This window comes from Methylorubrum sp. Q1 (assembly GCF_004683995.1).
Lineage (GTDB): Bacteria > Pseudomonadota > Alphaproteobacteria > Rhizobiales > Beijerinckiaceae > Methylobacterium.
In genome coordinates, this window is the sequence record NZ_SRHQ01000001.1 from 155,985 (window position 1) to 174,021 (window position 18,037).

Below are 18,037 nucleotides of genomic sequence, written 5' to 3' on the forward strand. Positions count from 1 at the left end.
AAGGCTGCGCCGCGACCGTGCCGGTCTTGGCGGCGTTGTTGGCCGACGGGTCGCCCGTGGGTGCCACCGTCTCGGTCGAAGACGTGGCCGGGGCCGGCGTCGCGGTGCCCGTCCCCGTTCCGGAACCGGTGGTCGGCAGCTTCAGGCCGTCCGGGATGAAGTTGGACTCGAGGGCCCGCTTCCAGAGGAGCTTATTGGTGTAGTCGGTGGCTGCGAGATCGATTGTCGCGTTGCCGCCCATGTAAATGAAGATGTCGCCAGCCTTGTAGGCGCTGGACTTGTCGGCGATCAGCTTCCACTTCGCCCCGTCCGTGAAATCTGGATCGAGCGCGTTGATCTCGACCAGGATGTCGGCACCGACATACTTATAGATCTTGCCCGAGAGATCTTCGATCGTTTCGCCGGTCTTGACCGTGATCTCGCCCTGTCCGGCCTTGTAGGTCGGCTTGGCATAGCCGTCCGCGATCCGCACCCGCGTGCCGAAGGTGACGTCCTGCGCGTTCGCGGTCTTCGGAAGCTGGCCGTAGGCCGAGAGGTCGACGGCGCCGATGCTGTCGGTGCTGAGGCCGAACGGCTTCAGGAAGTTGTTGAGCCCATCCTTCAGCTCCAGGATCTTGCCGGCGGTTTCGATGACCGCGCGGTCGACGGCGACCTGCAGGCGGATCAACTGACCGACGCTCTTTTCGGCCGGATCGGAACTGTTGCGCAGGACGGCCTCGTCGAGATAGCCGAGGCGCGCTGCCTCGGCGGCGACCTTCAGCGCCTCGAGCCGCGCCTCGTCGGCACCGGCCGTGTTGATCGAGGCCGACGTCAGGTGCCCCGACAGCGCGTCGGCCGCATCCCCGATTCGCGTCGCGAGACCGGTCTGATCGGTGCTCGGGATCTTGGAGAGATCGATTCCGTTGAGAGCGTCGACGAGGGTCTGGTTGATCTTGAGCAGATACTCGGTCGTGACCTTGCCTGCCCTGAGTTCGAGCAGCTTCGTCTCGACCTGCTTGAGCAGCGTCGCAGGACCGGCCTGAAGCTCCTCGATCAGTCCCTTCACGCGGGTGATCTGCGCGGTGACCTTCTCCTCGAAGGCCAGCAATTCGGCCGGCGCCCAATCGGCGCGGTTCTTGATGATGTTCGATTGAATCGTAGCCGACTGAACTTCGTTCGGGTTGGTCGAGAAGTCCGACGGGAGGTACTTGTTGAGCTTCGACTGATTGGTGACGGCGCCGCCGTCGCTCTTCGTGACGGTCGAGCTCGTCACGATCTGGACGTTCGAGGTGATGCCGGCCGCATCCGTCGCCGTGACCGCCAGAGCGCCGCCGGCCGTGATGTCCCGGGTCACGCCGGTGTTGTCGATGAGGGCGACGGCGCTGCCGCTCACCTTGTTCGACGCGAGAACGACACCGAAGCCGGTGCCGGCGCCGCCCGAGACCATCGCGACATCGGCCGAGGAGGTCGCGGCATTGCTGACGGTCGCGTTGATCTTGGCCGCCGAGGTCGCCGTGACGATGAGGTCGCCGCCGGCCTTCGCCGAGGATTGGACGATCGTCGCCTTTGCGCCCGCGCCGACCTCGCCGCCGAAGGCCTTCGAGATGGCCGACTGCCCGATCAGCGTGTCGATGGTGTTGAAGAGCAGGTTCTGGGTCTCGTAACCCACCGAGTTGAAGGCGAGCGTCACCGCGCCGGAAACGCCCTCGCCACCCGACGTGGTCGATGAAGCCCGGATACGCGCATCGACGCCGGACTCGTTCTCGGCGCTGACTTCGAGATTGCCGGTCGTGGATTCCACCGTCGAACGCAGGACGCTGGCATCGGCGCCGCCGCGCACGACGTTGGTCGCCGCGATGCCGTTGGCCGCGATGAGCGTGCCGCCACCGGTGCCGGCCGCGCCGGTCTTCGACTGGAAGGAGGTGCCGCCGGACGACGTCACGGTGCTGAGGAGGGTGGCCGAGATGTCGGCGGCATCCGCGGCGTGGACCGTCAGGTCGAGAGCGGACGTCACCGTGGCATCGGTGATGCGAGCGCCCGCGCCGCCGGTCACCTCGTTGAACACGATCAGGCCGCCGAAGGCCTTGGACGACGAGCCGGGCGTGCGGGCGGTCGGGGTCGGATCCGTCGAGCCCGCGGCGGGCGCCGGGGCCGCCGGCGGGTTGGCCACCGTATCGAGCTTCGGCATGACCGTCTTGGCCGCCGCGGGAATCCAGTTCGCGCTGGTGTAATCCTCGCCGTGGAGCGTGACCTTCGTGTTGTCCGCCCCGCGCCAGATGTAGATCGTGCCCGGCTCGCCCTTCGAGAGCGTATCGGTCTTCGAGAGCAGTACGCCCTGGCCGGCCATCATGTACTGGAAGCCGCCGTTCGACGTGTAGCGCGCCTTCTGGCGCGTGATCGTCGTGGTGCCTTCCGCGGTCTTGATGGTCGTCGTGTCTTTGTCCAGCGTGTCGCCGGTCGTGGTGCCGGGCGTCGTGCCGGCCGCCGTCGGCTTGGTGGACACGATGGCCCCGTCATCGACCGCGAACCAACGGGCGGCGTTGGTGTAATCCTCGGTCGCGAGGTTGACCGAGGCGTCGGACGCAGCGACGAAGATGAACACCCGGCCCTTCAGAGCGGGCTCTTCGGTCCGCTTGGCGTCGGTGTTCGAGCTCGATCCGGCCGGGGTGGCGAAATCGGCAGCCAGCCGCACGCGGTCACCGGCCTTCAGCGCCTTGGTGCCGGATTTCGAGGTGTAATCGTAGATGTTGAGGGCAGTGGCGACCGCCTTCTTGGCCAGTTCGGCGACGCTGCCGGAGACCGACGACGCACCGATCATCGTGCTGGTCGATTCGATGCCGGCCTGATTCTTTGCCGAAACGGTCACGCCGCCATCGGTCGAGGCGACGGTGGCGGCGGTCTGAGCCGGGGCCTGAGCGGCGACGGTTTCCGCGCCGATGAATGCCTCGGCGCGGGCGCTGACCTTGTTCATGGCGAGCACCGCACCCGCGGAGATTCCGCGCGCGCCGGTTTCCGCCTTGTGGACGGTTTCCTCGGAATCCGCCTGCTCGGCCTTGTTGCCGGCCTCGGCGGTGATCTTGGCCTGGCTGTCGGCGGTGACGGAGACGTCGCGCTTGGCCGTGACGGTGGAGCCGGTGATGTAGGCCTTTGCGCCGGCCGGGTTTTCGCCGTTGGTGGCGGTGGCGATGAGCGGATCGCCGACGATCGTATCGACGGCGTTGAAGAGCGGGTTCTGCTGCCGGAATCCGACCGTGTTGAAGGCGAGCGTAAAGCCGACCGCCGTCGTTTCGCCGGCAACGGACCCGGCCGCACTCGCCTCGATCGTCGATGTGTTCTCGGCGGAGACGCTCACGCCTCCGTCGTCACTCGTGACGGTGCTGTCCTTGATGTAGGCGAGCGCGCCGTTCTGCACGTTGTTGGAGACGAGCACGCCGTTGGCGGCCGAACCGCCCTCGGCCTCGACCTCGCTCTCGTCGGTGGCGTTGATGGACGCCTCCGACTTCGCGCTGACGCTGACGTCGCCGCTGGCCTGAACGGTGGTGTTGACGATCCGGGCCGTGGCTTGACCCGACACGTCGTTGCGGGCGAAGATGCCGCCCAGCGCGGTGGCCGAGGATTTCGCCGCCGTGATCTTTCCGGTCGGAGCGGCCGAGCCGCCGGTCGCACCCGGCACGACATTGGTGGCGTCGAGCTTCTTCCAGAGCGCGAAGTCGGCAAAGTCCCGCGCCGTGTTGCCGAGATCCTCGGCGGCGGTGAAGTCCGCGCCCATGTACTGGTACACGGCGCCCTTCTCGCCCTTGCCGGCCCAGGTATCGCTGAGGCGGATCTTCTCGCCGAACTTCACCTGCCGGCTGCCGGACGCGGTGGTGTAGGTGTAGTCGCCGAGCAGCGCCTCGGCGTTCTTGCCGAGGCCGCTGACCGAGCCGGTCTTCTCGGCCGAAGCCGAGGCCGCCACGGCGGTCTCCGCCTCGATGCCGACCGTATCGGTGGCGGAGACCGTGACATCCGTGCCCGAGACCGTCTTGGTCCGCGCATCGATCACCGCCTCGGCGGCGCCGCTGACGCGGTTCATCGCAACGAGACCGGAGACCGCCAGGGAGTTCACGCTCGCGGCCTTGGCCGCGGCGGTGACCTCGTTGCTCAGGGTCGAGGCGATCGTGCCGGACGATTCGGCCGTCGCGCTGACCGCACCCGTAGCCGTGACCCGGGTGTTGGTAATGCGCGCGCTCGCCTGCGCCGTCGCCGGGTTGCCGAGATTGGTCCCGACCAGGGCGTTGAGGGTGTCGAAGCCGAGATTGCTGCTCTCGTAGCCGATCGCGTTGAAGGCGAGCTGGATGCCGCCCGCCCGTGCCGTGGTCGTCGGCGCGGTCGTTTGCCCCGACCCCGTCGTCGGCGTGGTGGTGCCCGTCGTCGGCGTCGTGGTGCCACCGGTCGAGCCGCCGGCGGCGGGGTCGGCGGCGGCGTCTTCGGTACCGGAGGGGCCGCTCGACAGCGCGGTGATCTGCGCCTGAACTTCGGCCTCGATCGAGCCGGTCGTCTTCGCCTCGACCGTGACCGCGCCATCGTCGCCGGCAGTCGCGACCTCGGCGTCGGTGATGGAGGCGTCGGCGGCCGACAGGATGGTGTTGGTCGCGATCACCGCGTTGATCGCGAGCGCGCTCGAATTCGACGTGCTGGACTTGTCGAAGGCCGAGGTCTGGCCCGGAACCGTGCTCGCCGTCCCGCTGCCGGCCGTGCCTTCGGCCGTCTCGCCGGTCTGCTCACGGATCGTGGCGATCGCCTCGACGGTGGCATCGGCCTTCGACGTGATCGTCGCGCCGCGCTCGGCCGAGACCACGACGCCGCCATTCACCATCGTCGTGGCGGAGGAATTGCTGATCGCGGCCGTAACGCCGCCCTTGATCTCGTTGCGCACGACGATGCCGCCGGCCGAGGTCCCGCCGGATCCGGTCGTCTTGGCCGGCGCGGCCTCGGTCTCGCTGACCCGGCGCCAGAGGTCTCGATCCGTGAACTTGACCGTCTTGAGGTCGAGCTTGTTCGCGGCGGTGCGATCCGCGCCCATATAGGCGTAAACGTCACCCTTCGCGCCGATCAGTTCCCAGCTCGGGCCGGTGAAATTCTCTTTCGACAGGTCGATCGAATCCGACGTCGCCGGTGCGGTCGGCGTCTTGATGTAGCGGTAATAGGAGCCGACCTCGCCGCTGCCGGCCGGATGGCCGGGGCTCACGAGGACGACATCGCCCGTCTTGACCGCCTTCAGCGTCGGAGCCTTGCCCGGCGTCGTACCGCTCTGGGCCTGCTTCGTCGTCGACGGCAGGTTCGACTTGATCGCGTCGAGGGTGTTGACCGTCTTGATCGCCTGCTCGCCGAGCAGGGTCGAGAAATCGACGGCCACGCGCTGGCCGAGGGTGATCGCCACCGGCTGGCTTTCGCTCAGCTTGTAGTCGGACTTGATCTGCGGCTGTTTCGTCGGCAGGCCGCCGTCGCTGGCAGCCTGGCTCGAGGCCACGAGCTTCACGTTGGCGTTGATCGTCGACATGTCCGTCGCACGGACGCCGAGTTCCCCCCCGCTGGTGATGGTCGCGCCGCTGATCACTTCGGCGGTGGCCGAACGATTCATGCGGTTGGTCGCGATGAGGCCGCCGATGCTGCGCGAGCCCGCGCTCGTCACCGCGCCCGGCTCGCTGCTCAGCGTCGCCTTGCCGAGGAAGGTCCGGGCCTTGTTGATCGCCGTGCGCGTCGCCTGCGCCTTCGCTTCGTCGAGACGCGACTGCTCCGGGGTCGAAACGGTCACGGTGTTGCTGACCGTGGCGTTCACCGTGCCGGCGCTGATCGCCTTCACGCCGACGCCGCCAGCCGTGGCCGTGACGGTGGCCGCCTCGATCCGTGCACGGGTCGCCTGGGTGGCGGCAAAGGTGAAGAACCCGCTGCCGAGAATGGCGTCGAGGGCCATCCCCACGACCTTGTCGGCGAGCTTGTCGCTGCCGGTCAGGCCGTCCGGCCGGTAGCCGACGATGTTGAAGGCCGCCGCACCGCCGATGGCGGTGCCGCCGGACTTGCTCTCACCCCCGACCGAGGTCTGCACTCGCGAATCGATGTTGGTCACGTCGGACGCGTTGACGGAGATGTCGCCGGTCGCGGCGCTCATGCTTCCGCCCCGGACGGTCGCCGTGGTGCTGCCGAGCACGATGTTGACGGCGTAGGAGCCGGCCACACCGAGCTTGCTCGCCGCGACGACGGCCTTCGCGTTGGTGGTCAGATCGAGGGCGTTCTGCGCGGTCAGCGCGACGCCCTGCGCGCCCGTGACCACCGAATCCGCGACGGTCGCCGTGATGTCGCGCTCGACCGTGTTGACGGCGGAACTGCGGGCGATCCCGATCAGCTCGCGCTTCGCCTCCTCGGCATCGCTCTCATCCTCGAGGGTGTCGGTCCGGATCGGCTCGACGATGGCCTGCGCCTTGGTCGCATCCATCGCGACGACGGAGATGCCGCCGCCGGTGGCGGTCAGGCGCGCCGTCTCGACGAGGGCCTTGGTGGAGCCGGTCAGCAGGTTGCGGGCCTGGACGGCGCGCGACTCGATCGTGGTGTCGTTGGTGGCCGCGACGGCGAGGGACGCGGCGGCGACGGAGACGCCGCGCACGGCGACCCGCACGGTGTCGTTCACATTGATCTGGGCCGCACCCGCCTTCATCGGCGCGGGCAGCGAATTGTCGGTCTCGCCGTCGCCCGCGACGAGGCCCGTCTCCGGGTTGGCCGGATCGGTCGCGTCGGTGGCGGCGCGGATGCGCACGGCCAGGGTGCCGGCGTTGGCGGCATGGATCCCGGCGGCGCCCTGCGCCGACACGAGGGCGAGATCGTTCGCGGCGGGCGCTCCGGCGGGAAGGCTTCCCGCGGCCGGCACGCCGAGATCGACGCTGGTGAGGCGCGTGACGTTCTGCGTGCCGGTCAGGCCGAACAGGTTGAGGATGTTGATGGCGGCAGCGGCCTTCGCGGCCGCGCTCGCCGCAGCGTCCAGCGCCGGGTCATCGAACTGGAAGCCCGGCACCGACGTGGCATCCCGTGCGACGAGCGTGATCGTCGAGTCGGTCTTGTCGTCGGCCGAGATCTGGAGCGCGAGGGCAGGATCGCTGCCGGCAAGGGTACCGGCGCCGGTCTGAACGATCCGCGGGTCCGTGATCACCGCACTCGGAGCGACCGTCACCTGCGTCGTGTTGTTGATCGTCGTCTCGGCCGATTTGATGAGGGCCTTGGCGGCCAGTTCGGCGGGCGTGAAGATGTCGCTGAAGCTGCCCTCGCCCTTGATCGCGCTCTTGACCTTGTCGAAGGTGCCGGCCGCGGCGTCGGTCACCGTCAGGAGGCCGGGCAGAACGAGCCCGATGGCCTTCACGTCGACCTTGGCCACCGTGTTGGCGGCGATCTTCACGGTCCCGCCGTTCACCGCCCCCTTGGCGCCGACAGCGATCGTGGAGCTGTTGGTCTGCCTCGGCGTGACGCTCTTGAGCTGCGAGGTCAGGGTCGAGGTCAGCGTGACGGCGTTGTTGACATCTGTCGTCAGGACAGCGTCGCCCGTCCCCGCATCGACCGTACCGGCGAGGGTGATTCCGGCGAGCCCGTTGGCGGTGACGCTGATGATCGAGGTGTCGGCCGGCGCCGTGTCGGCGATCGTGATGTCGCTGCGGACGGCAACCTTCACGCCGGTTCCGCGGATGACGGCCCCGTCGTTGACGGTGACGGCCATCTGCGCCGTCGCGCCGCCGGAACGATCGAATCCGGATGTGGTGAGGACGGGCGTCACGGTCGCGTCGGCCGCGATCGTGACTTGTCCGCTGGCAGACAGCGTCTTGCCCGATGCGACGCTCAGGGTGTTGGCCCCCTCACCGCCCTTGAAGACGATGCCGAGATCGCCCGCCAGCGCGCTCAGGTTGGCCGATACGGCGATGCTATCGTCGCCCGCGCCGCCTTCGAAGGTGACGGCGAGATTTCCGGATGCTGCGTTGAGATCGGTGTCGAAGACGATTCGGTCCGCGCCCGCGCCGCCGCTGACCGAGAAGGAGGGTGCGGGCGGCAGGCTGGCCAAGTGGAGCGTGTCGTCGCCGCTGCCCAGGATCACACCGAGGCTCGTGGTCGGCGCGGTGAAGGCGAGGCTGCCGAAGGTCGCCGCCGAGGAGCCGCTGGTCCTGGCCAGCGTGTAGCTGCTTCCGCCGCCGGACAGCGTCGCGTCGATGCTTCCAGCCACGATCGACGAGATGTCGAGTTGCAGGCTCTTCTTGCCGCCGCCGAACGTTCCGCTGAGGCTGCCGTTGGCACCGATCGTCAGCTTGTCGTCGGCCGCAGCGGCACCGACGAGGTTGGCGACGTTCGAGAAGCTTCCCGCGAACTTGCCGGATGCGATCTCACCGGCATTGGCGCCCGTCAGCTTGAACTCGGCGCCCGATAGCGCGGACCCGGTCGGCGTGTTCAGGAGGGCAATCGTGTTGTCGAGATTGTTGTTCGGATTCACCCCGGTATTGGTCGGATCGGTGAACGCGAGGATCGGCTTCTGAGTATTGCCGAGAAGCTTGAAGGAATCGGCATCGACCGTAATGATCTCTTTGCCGCCCGACCCTTGAAGCGTGTAAGCTTGGTTTGAACTCGCATCGATGATGCCGAACGTATGGAGCGGGTTCGCGCCCTGCGTTCCATTCGTGTAATCAAATACTTGAATACGCTGCACCGTCTTCGTGGTGCTGTTGATGGTCTCGTCCTGCTGGATCAGCTTGACGAGAAGCTGATGCTCGACGGTCGCAGCGTCGGACGGTGCCCCGATCTGATAGGTGATGTCGGAGTTGAGAAGAACGCGCGGCTCCAACGGATCGAAAATCAATCGATCGCGGTTGAAGAGCTTTCCGGCCTTCGTCTTCAGATGAAGGACGAGCTGACGCTTCGACGGACGCGACGGGCGCGGTGTCTCCACGGCCATGCGCGCACGATCGCGGCGGCGGAACAGGGGACCCCAGAAGCCTTCCGACTTGAACGGAAAAGCCATTGCCGCTCTCTCCAACCGGAACCTGCGCGGCCTGACCTGGCGCGCAAAGACACAGCGTCCCGGCAGGCAAGAGGGCCGCCGGGATCATCGTCACCGCGATTTTCAGATTTCGGCCGGCGCTCAGCGGCTGCGCATCGGCCCATGGCTCCCGGCCTCGACCGGGAGCCCTTCGGGATCAGGCGTTGCCCGAGGTCTCGAAGTCGGCCGGAGAAGCCGGGGCGGTCTCGTCCGCCTGCGCCGTCTCGGCCGGGGCACCGATGCGCTCGGCAATCGGCGCAAGGTTCCGCAGCGAAGCGAGATGCAGGTAGATCAGCTCCATCTCGTCCGCCTGCATCAGCTCGGCGAGCTGCTCGGCCGACAGAGCCTTCAGGCGATCACGGCTGACCACGCTGAAGCCGGACAGCGTCGAGCGCTGACCGCTGCGAAGCGTGAACTGCGCCTGCATCGGCTCCAGAAGGCCGAACTCCTGCAGGCGTTTCACGAACAGCTTCGTGCGCTGGAACTGCACCTGGTAGGCCTGAAGGAAGCCCAGGACGTTCTGCAGATACTGTGTCCGCTCGCCGTCGGCGTCGAACAGGCGCTCGCCGCGGCCCTCGTCGTTGCAACCCGAGAAATCCTCATCGACGCAGAGCGTGAAGGTGGCATCGGCGTCGTTCGCGTTGTCGCTGGAAAACACGAACGGGTAGCGGCGCAGGAAGGCCGGGACATACGAACCAGACCACGAACCTGATTCGGATACGTACAGGTTCTCGTTGTCGCGAATGCCGAGGAGCGCCACCGGAATGATCTCGTCGGCAGCGCCGCCGAACACGATGGCATATTCGGCCGCCGAATTCGGAAACTCGGCGACCATGAGCGGCACCGAATTGACGCCGCGCGCGAAGTCGAACGACGCACCGGCCTTCACGGACCATGATCCGTGACGCTGCCGGGTGACCGGCACGGCACGCTCGTAGATGAGAAGCTGCTTACTCATTCCGACCCCACGTTGCGGCGCTCGTGCGATTCCCGCATCTTCGCCTGCTGCTGCATATCAGGACAGCCCCTCGCTGCGGAGGGATGGTTCCATTTTTTCGATTGATCCAGCGTCTCAGATGCAACCTCGCCAGCGCGGTCGCGACGGCGTCATTCGAGAGGATCAATCCTGGCCATCCATTCTCAGGGGCACAGGGCTCGGAAGCAATCGCGATCGGGGTCGTCGAAAAAAGAGTCACAGGGCTGTACCCGGCTCGACACGGTGCCGAAGCCGGGCCTTGCGTTCCAACAAACCAGCGGCTCACTAAAGCCAAGCTTCGCGATCGACAGGCCTCACCGAACGGCGCGCGCGATACTTGTCGGTGACCGACACAAGCAGCATCACTTAAAATTCGCCAATCATGAAAAACAGTCAAATTTTTTCAAATTTCGTGCGATCACTTCGAAGAGACGCCAAATTTCGAATTCTATAATTCGTTTTTGGCGAATTAAAAAGAAGATGTAATTTCAACGAGCGAATTTAAACCAGAAAGTTGCCATCAACGAATGCCCCCTTCGATCGTCCGAGCGATCACTGATGAGCACATCAGCTCTTGAAACCTGAATGGGCGACTTTAGCTGTACGCGTCTTCGGTGGCGGCAGCCAATCCAGGATATTTTGGCAAGGATGCGGGCGAGGATTCGCGATCTGTGCCGGGATATTGAGTAATATCAATCGTATCATTGTTGATAAACTTCGTTCAGGAACGGCGTGATCACACAGTCACCCCCTTTTCCGCGACTTTCGGCGAGCATTGCCGGAATGGGGAAAGCATCCCGATCGTTTTCTTGGAAGTCGATTGTCCCGTGACCTCACTCCAGCGGCTGGATTACCTCACGACCGGGATGCCCCACGAGACCGCGGCCGAAATCTGGAAAGGCGTCGTCGGCCCCCTGTTCGAGCCGCGGGCCTTCCATCCCGGTCAGCAAAGCCCCACCGGCTCGGCGAGCGGTGCCGTCATCGGCGACATCATGGTGGCACGGGTGGTGTTCGGGGCGCAGAGCTACCGCCGCGACCGGGATCTCATCGCCCGCACGCCGGATCACATCCTCTTCCATCTCTACAACGTCGGCGGTTTCAGCGGCTTCATCAACGGGCAGCAAACCACGATCTGGTCGTCGCAGGTCGCGATCATCGACCTCGCCCAGGAGGTCGACACGCTCGCGGCCTCGTCGGACACGGTCGCGCTCGTCGTCCCGCGGGCCTTGCTGCCGGGCCTGGCCGAGAACCCGCTGCCGCCACGGCTCGATGCGGGGCGCAACCGGCTTCTGGCCGCCCATCTGATCGCGCTGCGTGAACGCAGCACGCTCATCGAAGAACCGGATGCCGAGGAGGTCGTGACGCAGACGCTCGACTTCCTGCGCGCTCTGCTCGATCCCGCCCGCGCCGAGGAGACCGCCGCGACGCCGACGCTCGCCACCTGTCACCTCACGCTCGCCGAGCAGACGATCCGCACCCACCTCGCCTCGCCGGACCTATCGCCGGAGATGATCGCCAACGAGATCGGCGTGTCGCGCGCGACCCTCTACCGGATGTTCGCCCCCTATGGCGGCATCATGCGCTCGGTCCAGGAACGGCGGCTCCTGGCGGTCCGGGCCGCCCTCAGCGACCCGCTGGAGACCCGCCGCCTCTCCCGGCTCGCGACCGATTTCGGGTTTCGCGGCAAGGTCCATTTCAGCCGCAGCTTCCGCGCCCAGTTCGGCATTACCGCGAGCGAGTTCAGGGCCGAGCAGGTGGCCCTCGCCCAGAGGGATGCGCGGGCCGATCTCGACGTCCTGTACGACTGGTGGCCCCGGCTCGGGAACCGATAGGGCATCGTCCCGAAGAGTCCTTGTTTTCGACGCGTCCTTTGCCGGCGAACCGGCCTCTCTCCTCAAAAAAGCGTGCCGGAGACGCGGCACTGCCGGATCAACCCGAAGCCCGGCTCCAGGCCTGCCGCCGGGGCGCGGGCAACGGGTGAACAAGGTCGGCTTCGAGCCCGAATTTCGCGACGTAGGCCGTGTTCAAGCCGAGGCATTCACGAGAGCTGCAGGCCTCTCGGTGGGCGCATTGATAGAAGCCGTTGCGCTCGAATTCCCGCCAGAAATCCGGGTCGATGTGCAGTTCGGGCTGGCCGTTGACGAGGGCATCGCCGAGATCGCCGAGCAGGCATTCGGGGAAGTTCTTCACCTCGACGGCGCGTCCGAGCGCGCGGGCACGCAGGACCGCCTCGCGCAGATGAGGCAGGACGTCGGCGTGGCGGGCGACGAGGCCCTTCTCGTCGCGCTCGGACATCGGGAAGTAGACCCAGAACTCCATCTGGGTCAGGCGCTGGAGATGGCCGAGCCGCGTGACGAGATCGGGCAGCAGGCGGTAGCTCCGCTCGGTGACCACGGTGTTGGTAAGGGTCTCGACGCCCTCCATCGCGTCGAGGGTCTCCAAGCCGCGCAGGGCGCGCTCGAACGAGCCCGGCACCAGGGTCAGCGCGTCGTGGCTCGCCGCATCGCTGCCGGCGATGGAGACGAAGAACTCGTCGACGCCGGCCTCGACCAGCCGGCGGCAGTAGCTCGGCTGGCCGAGATGCATGCCGTGGGTCTGAATGCGGACATGCGCAAAGCCGCTCGCCCGCGCCCGGCGCGCCAATTCGGGCAGGTCGCGCCGCAGGGTGATCTCGGACCCGGTCAGGATCAGGCCGCTCCAGCGCCGCTCGCGGGCGTTGAGGGCGAGGATCTCCTCGAAATGCGCGTCCGATTCCGGCGCGAGCCGATCCATCGTGCCCTCGATCATGCAGTGGACGCATTTGAGGTTGCAGCGAAACTCCATCGTCAGGGAGACGTAGGCGGCGTGGTCGTAGCGTCCCATGGCGTCGTCTCAGCCCTTCAGAGCAGACCGTAATACGCGCTCTTCGTCACGGTCAGCCTGCCGTCGATCACCGCGTAGTCGATCCCGACATCGAATAGCAGGTGCGACAGGCGCCGCCGCTCCGAACGCACGAAGTCGCGGATCGTGGGCGGATAGGCGAGCCGGTCGAGGAAGGCGACGAGGCCGTCGATGCCCACCCGCGAGAAATAGACGCCGTCGCACAGGCGCTTGTTGGCCACGACCACGACGCCGCAGCGCATCAGTTCGGGCCACAGGATCGCGTCGAGATCGAGGCCGGGCAGATCGAAATGGGCCGAACAGGCGGCCTTGGCCGCAATCGCGTCGCGCTCGCGGGCCGCGTCGAAGAAGCTGTAGAGGTTGTCGAAGACGAGGCCGTCGGCAGTGAGCCCGTAGCTGAGACCGGACGAGACGCTGCTGCCGGGATTGCCGACATAGATGTTGAGGCGGTCAAAGCTCCGCTCGCCCCGGGCCAGGGCGTCGTCGAGGTCGAGCGAGAACATGAAGTAGGGCCGCGCGCCCGCATAGCGCAGATCGCAGGGCGCGAACGGCGCCAGGATCGCCAGCACGCGCTCGATCGAGACCGTGCGCTCGAGCCGGCCGTAGTCGTAGAAATAGAACTCCCAGGTGGTGACGCCGTCCCGGAGCTTGGCGCCCCAGACACTGCGGCCGGGGCCGAGGCTGTCGCGCAGCGCGTCGCAGATCGCGAACAGCTTCGGATCCGCGCCCGCGCAGGCCAGCGAGTGCCAGAGCAGGCTCGCCTGCCGCAGGCGTCCCGCCGTCGGCCCGACGGGCTCGTAGTCCCACAGACAGTAATCGGCGTAGCGGTCACCCGGCGCGGACAGCTCCAGGCGGGCGGGGTCAAGGCCGGTCATCCGCCGGCGACGCCGGAATATACGGTGATGAAGGGCTGGCCGTCCCGCCCGACGCCGCCGGCGACATGGCCTAGGGTCTCCTGAAGCCTCTCTCTCAGGACCCTTGCGGCCGCCTCGCGCGGCACGCCGAGATTGACGAAGGCTTGGCCGAGCAGCGGCTCCGCATCGGCCACGGTCAGGCCGCAGGCATAGAGGTTGAGGTCGTAGGACAGGCGCCGTCCCGGCTCCTCGCGGGCTTCGAGATAGTGGACCGCACCGCGCCCCCTCTCCTGCGCCAGCCGCAGGATCGCATGGGCGGTGTCGCGCGCGGGCGCGCCAGCCGCACCCCACTCGCCGGCCATCCGGTTCAGCCGCGCCCCGATCTCCTCGGGGCCGCGCACCCGTGGCCAGTGGTAGAGGGTGACGACGGGCGGATGCGTTCCCCCAGGCGTCCACTTATAGGCGCGATGGACAAGCATCGGCTCCGCGCCCGCCTCGTCCGCTCCGGTCCAGGCGGCGTCGGTGCGCGACGACCATTCGACATAGAGCTTGTAGAGCGCGCCCGGCGGGCCGTCCTCGTAGCCGAGATGGAGGATGTCCGCCCCGCCGATCAGGCCGGCGGCCTCCGCGCGCTCCCGCTCCGGCAATCCGAGCCCGGCGGCCAGCCGGTCGAGCGTCGTCTCGGGCGTAAGGCCGAGGCTCGCGCGGTGAAGGCTCATGAGGAAGCGGTCGGTCTGCAGTCCCGCCGGGGAGGCTTTCACCGAGCGCTCGTAGCCGAAGGGCTGGCCGAGCCCCGCCACCAGATCGGCGAGACGCGCGCCCTCCGGCGTCCGGCGTAGACCCGCCGGGCCGACCGGCGCCGAAGCCGCCGCGATGCGTACCGAAGGCCCGGCGACGGGTACCTTACCGTGCAACGCGTCCATCAGGCGGCCATGCGGCGCCATCGCCTCGGCGATCTGGGCCGACTGCGCACGGATGCTGGCGAGCAGTCGGGCGATCTCGCGGCCGTCGGCGACATCGACCGGAGCGAAGGGCCGGCGCGGCAGGAAATCGGCGCCGGAGAACAGGAGGTAGTGATCGCCCTCGCTGAACGGCGCCTCCTCGCTCAACGCGACATGTCCGGCCAACTCGTAGAGGTCGAGGCGGTCGGCGAGCCGGTCGGGGATCGTCACCGCGCGGGCCGCCGCCCAGAACGGTTCCGACCGGCGGCCGAGAACGTAATGCGCGGCCACCGCCTCGGCCGCGTCGTCGTGGAAGCGGTTCAGGCGCGCGGCATAGGCACGGCGCAGCACGTCACCGCCGTCCCCCTGGCGCGGCAGGGTGGCGAGGAAGGTCTCGAGTCCGGCCAGGACGAGATCGAGATCGAAGCCGAGGAGCGGCTCGACCGCTCCGGCCGCCGCGCCGAGGGCGACGACGTTGCGCTGCCACGGTGAGGCGCGGCGACCGTGCCTTAGTTCCGCATCGACGATGCCCGCCTCGCTATCGAAGGCGCATCGCAGGGTGGCCGCCGCCGCATCCGGCGGCGTGGTCCGGCTATCGTAGACGTAGAGGTGCTCCGTGCGGTCGGCCAGCGGCAGCGATGCCGTCCAGCCCTCCGCCCGGCCGCGATAGGCGGTGAAGGGCGGCACCTCCGGCGATTGCGGCAAGGACAGGCGGGCCATGCGGTTTCCGGGGCCGCTGCCCGCGACCCAGGCCTCGCCGAGCGCGGTGCCGATGAGCTGCCCGGTGGCACCGGTACAATCGAGGAAGATGTCGCCCTCGACCTTCTGCCCTCCGTCGAGGACGACGGCGCCGACATCACCGTACAGGTCGCGCTCGATCTCGCGGACCCGCCCGGCTACCCCGCGCACGCCTTCGGAGAGGGCCAAATCGCGCAGGAAACGGACGAGGGCGGTCCGGTCGAGGTGATAGCCGTAATCGCCGGATTCGGTGAGCGAGGACCGGTCTGCCATGGGACGGGGCCCGCGCCCTGCGGCCGCCATCAGCGCCTGGGGTGCATAATCGGCGTAGCTCCCGGCCTCGACCTCGGCGCCCTCTTCGGTGCTCTCTTGGCGAAGCTTCATCCAGTAGTGGAACAGGTCGCGGCCGGCGATCCGCGGGCCGCAGGCACCGAAGGGATGCCAGTGGCCCTGGCCCTCGGCGAACCAGTCGTCGTAGCGGCTGGCGAGCCGATAGGTCGCCGCGCAGCGGCGCATGAAGATCGCCTCGTCGATGCCGATACCCGTGAGGAAGCGGGTGAAGGCCGGGCGCGTCGCCAGGGCGGCGGAGGCCCCCGCGGCCGGGGCCGACCCGACGAGGGTGACCGTCCAGCCCGCCCGGCGCAGGACGCGTTTCAGATAGAGCGCGGCCATCCAGCCGGCGGGACCGCCGCCGGCAACGACCAAGCGCGGAGGCGCGGAGCGTTCGGACCTGAACATCGAGTTGTCGGCTCCGCGAGCGTCGCCCCTCACGCCGTCGGCGTCGGGACGGCCGTAAGGGTGGCGTGGAGAGTGGATTGGATTTCGGACTGAATGGCGGCGAGGTGCCCGGCGAGCGTGCCCGCACCGAGGATCTGGTCGGCCGCCGGCCGGACCCGTTCGCGCTGCAGCGCGTAGGTCGGGTGCAGCAGGGCGTCGTAGCGTCCGAGATAGGCATCGAGCGCTTCGAGAAGCCCGGGGGCGGCCGTCGGATCGCGCCGTGCCGCCGCGGTGAAGCTGCGCAGCTTGCGCGCCAGCGCGACGTCCAGGGGCAGATCGAGCCAGACCAGATGGTCGATCTGTGCCCCCGTTCCGGGATGGGCCCGGCCGAGCAGGGTGTCGAGAACGATCACGGGCCGCGGCGCGCGCCGCGACAGGCGCAGCGTGCCGCCGCGCTCCCGGTCCGGCACCGGCTCACCGCGCCGCAGCCGGGCCAGATCCTCGGTGAGCCCCGGTACGGGCACCGCGTCGAGGGGCGCGCCGCCCGCGAGCCACGCCGCCACCCGTTCCGGCGGCCAACCGGTGATTTCCTCGTAGGCGTCGTAGGCGAGCACCGGTGCGCCGCCGAAGCGCTCCGACAGAGCGTGGGACAGCGTGGTCTTGCCGCTGCCCGGCGGTCCGCTGACGGCGAGGACGAAGGGCGCGCTCACAGCGCACCGCCGGGCTTGCGCGCCTCGATCAGGTGGAACGGCGTTTCGAGCGCGAGGCGGCGGACGGTGCAATCGACGAAGCCGAGAGCAGCCAGCGTCTCGGTATAGAGGTCCGCATCCCGGAAGAAGGGCTGGAACACGAGGTCGGCGGATTGGACGTAGCCGAGGGGGCGCTCGCGCAGAGCCATGGGTGCCCGCTCATAGATCACGAGACGCCCGCCGGGGGCGAGCGCGCGCGCCGCGCGTTCGAGCAGGGCACGGGCCTCCTCGGCCGGCCAATCGTGCAGGACCGACTTGAAGGTCACGAGGTCGTGCCCCTCGGGCAGGGGATCGCGCCGCATGTCGCCGGCCTGGAACGTGACGCGGGCGCCTTCCGGCCGGTCCGCGAGGTTCTCGCGGCCGAGCGCGGAGACGACGGGCAGATCGAACACCGTGGCGGTCAGGTTCGGGGCGCGGCGGCAGGCCTGGGCGGCGAACTCGCCGCTGTTGCCGCCGAGATCGAGCAGACGCCGATGCAGACCGGGCTCGATCCGGTCGAGGCCCGGCCCGGCCTCATAGCGCGTCAGGCAGGTGGTGTAGGCGACCCAGCGCCGGGTCGCGTCGAGGTTGTCCGGCGTGATCTCGAAGCAGCGGTCGTAGCGGAACAGCTCGAAGGTGCGCGAGGCCGCCATGAAGGCCGGCAGGTCGGCGACGAAGGCGGGAAAATGCCGGCGCAGATCCTCGGACGCGGCGGCGGCGAAGGCGAGCTTCGCCTCGATGAGGTCGCGGCAGGGCAGCACGGCGCGGAACGCCTCGCTCAGCCCGATCCGGCCCGGCGCGGGCTCGGCGGCGATCCCGGCGCCGACAAGGAGGCCGGTCAGGCAGGCAAGTTGCGGCCCCTCGAGCCGAAACTCGTCGGTCAATCCGGCCGCTACAATGTCCGAGCGGCGGGCGAGCCGGTCGATCAGCCCGGATGTGAAGGCGAAGCTGAGGGCGTGCGCGGCGGCCTCGCTTTCGAGGAAGCGGTCCACGCGCGGAAATTCCGGGCCCGGCACTTCCGGCTCCGACGTCCCGCGCCCTCCCCCATCCGGCATCAGCGTGACGCCAAGCTCAGGCTGCGGCGCGAGACCCGGTCAAACCTCTGGAATGAAGGAGGCTTTGAATTGAGACGCTGGATCAACGCATTTTTCTTCGTGGCCATTGCCGCCGCCACATTCCAT

Annotated in this window: 8 protein-coding genes (1 of these 8 running past the window's edge); 1 reads left to right on the top strand and 7 read right to left on the bottom strand. The window is 68.1% G+C overall.

Annotated features, from left to right (window positions below; translation table 11 throughout):
• Both E4V01_RS00545 and E4V01_RS00550 read right to left on the bottom strand, forming a co-directional pair.
• On the bottom strand, window positions 1-9,004 hold the start of the coding sequence (locus tag E4V01_RS00545; protein WP_135297040.1) for an LEPR-XLL domain-containing protein. Its footprint begins 36,755 nt before the window's first position; 9,004 of the gene's 45,759 nt are visible here — the first part of the coding sequence; it begins with the start codon at window positions 9,002-9,004; its stop codon lies beyond the left edge, outside the window.
• Between the two features lie 175 nt (window positions 9,005-9,179).
• Window positions 9,180-9,980, bottom strand: coding sequence for a SapC family protein (locus tag E4V01_RS00550; protein WP_060769911.1), 801 nt, complete (start codon window positions 9,978-9,980; stop codon window positions 9,180-9,182).
• 845 nt (window positions 9,981-10,825) lie between these two features.
• On the opposite strand from E4V01_RS00550, the gene E4V01_RS00555 reads away from it, so the two are divergent.
• Window positions 10,826-11,830, top strand: coding sequence for a helix-turn-helix domain-containing protein (locus E4V01_RS00555; RefSeq protein ID WP_245517373.1), 1,005 nt, complete (start codon window positions 10,826-10,828; stop codon window positions 11,828-11,830).
• A 97-nt stretch (window positions 11,831-11,927) separates the two neighbouring features.
• On the opposite strand, the gene E4V01_RS00560 is transcribed toward E4V01_RS00555, so the two are convergent.
• The 5 genes from E4V01_RS00560 to E4V01_RS00580 are packed head-to-tail and all read right to left on the bottom strand — an operon-like array spanning window position 11,928 to window position 17,848.
• Window positions 11,928-12,860, bottom strand: coding sequence for a radical SAM protein (locus E4V01_RS00560; RefSeq protein WP_135297041.1), 933 nt, complete (start codon window positions 12,858-12,860; stop codon window positions 11,928-11,930).
• Window positions 12,861-12,877: 17 nt separating this feature from the next.
• On the bottom strand, window positions 12,878-13,753 hold the full coding sequence (locus E4V01_RS00565) for a hypothetical protein (protein WP_135297042.1): 876 nt from the start codon (window positions 13,751-13,753) through the stop codon (window positions 12,878-12,880).
• Window positions 13,750-16,149 (bottom strand): tryptophan 7-halogenase, encoded by a 2,400-nt coding sequence (locus E4V01_RS00570; RefSeq protein ID WP_135297043.1) that lies wholly within the window; start codon window positions 16,147-16,149, stop codon window positions 13,750-13,752. The genes E4V01_RS00565 and E4V01_RS00570 overlap by 4 nt, the downstream gene beginning before the upstream one ends.
• 29 nt (window positions 16,150-16,178) lie before the next feature.
• Window positions 16,179-16,838: a uridine kinase gene (locus E4V01_RS00575; protein WP_135297044.1), complete on the bottom strand. Its 660-nt coding sequence runs from the start codon at window positions 16,836-16,838 to the stop codon at window positions 16,179-16,181.
• The gene (locus tag E4V01_RS00580) at window positions 16,835-17,848 is read right to left on the bottom strand and encodes a methyltransferase (RefSeq protein WP_245517375.1); all 1,014 of its coding nucleotides are present in this window, start codon (window positions 17,846-17,848) and stop codon (window positions 16,835-16,837) included. The genes E4V01_RS00575 and E4V01_RS00580 overlap by 4 nt, the downstream gene beginning before the upstream one ends.
• Window positions 17,849-18,037 lie beyond the last annotated feature (189 nt).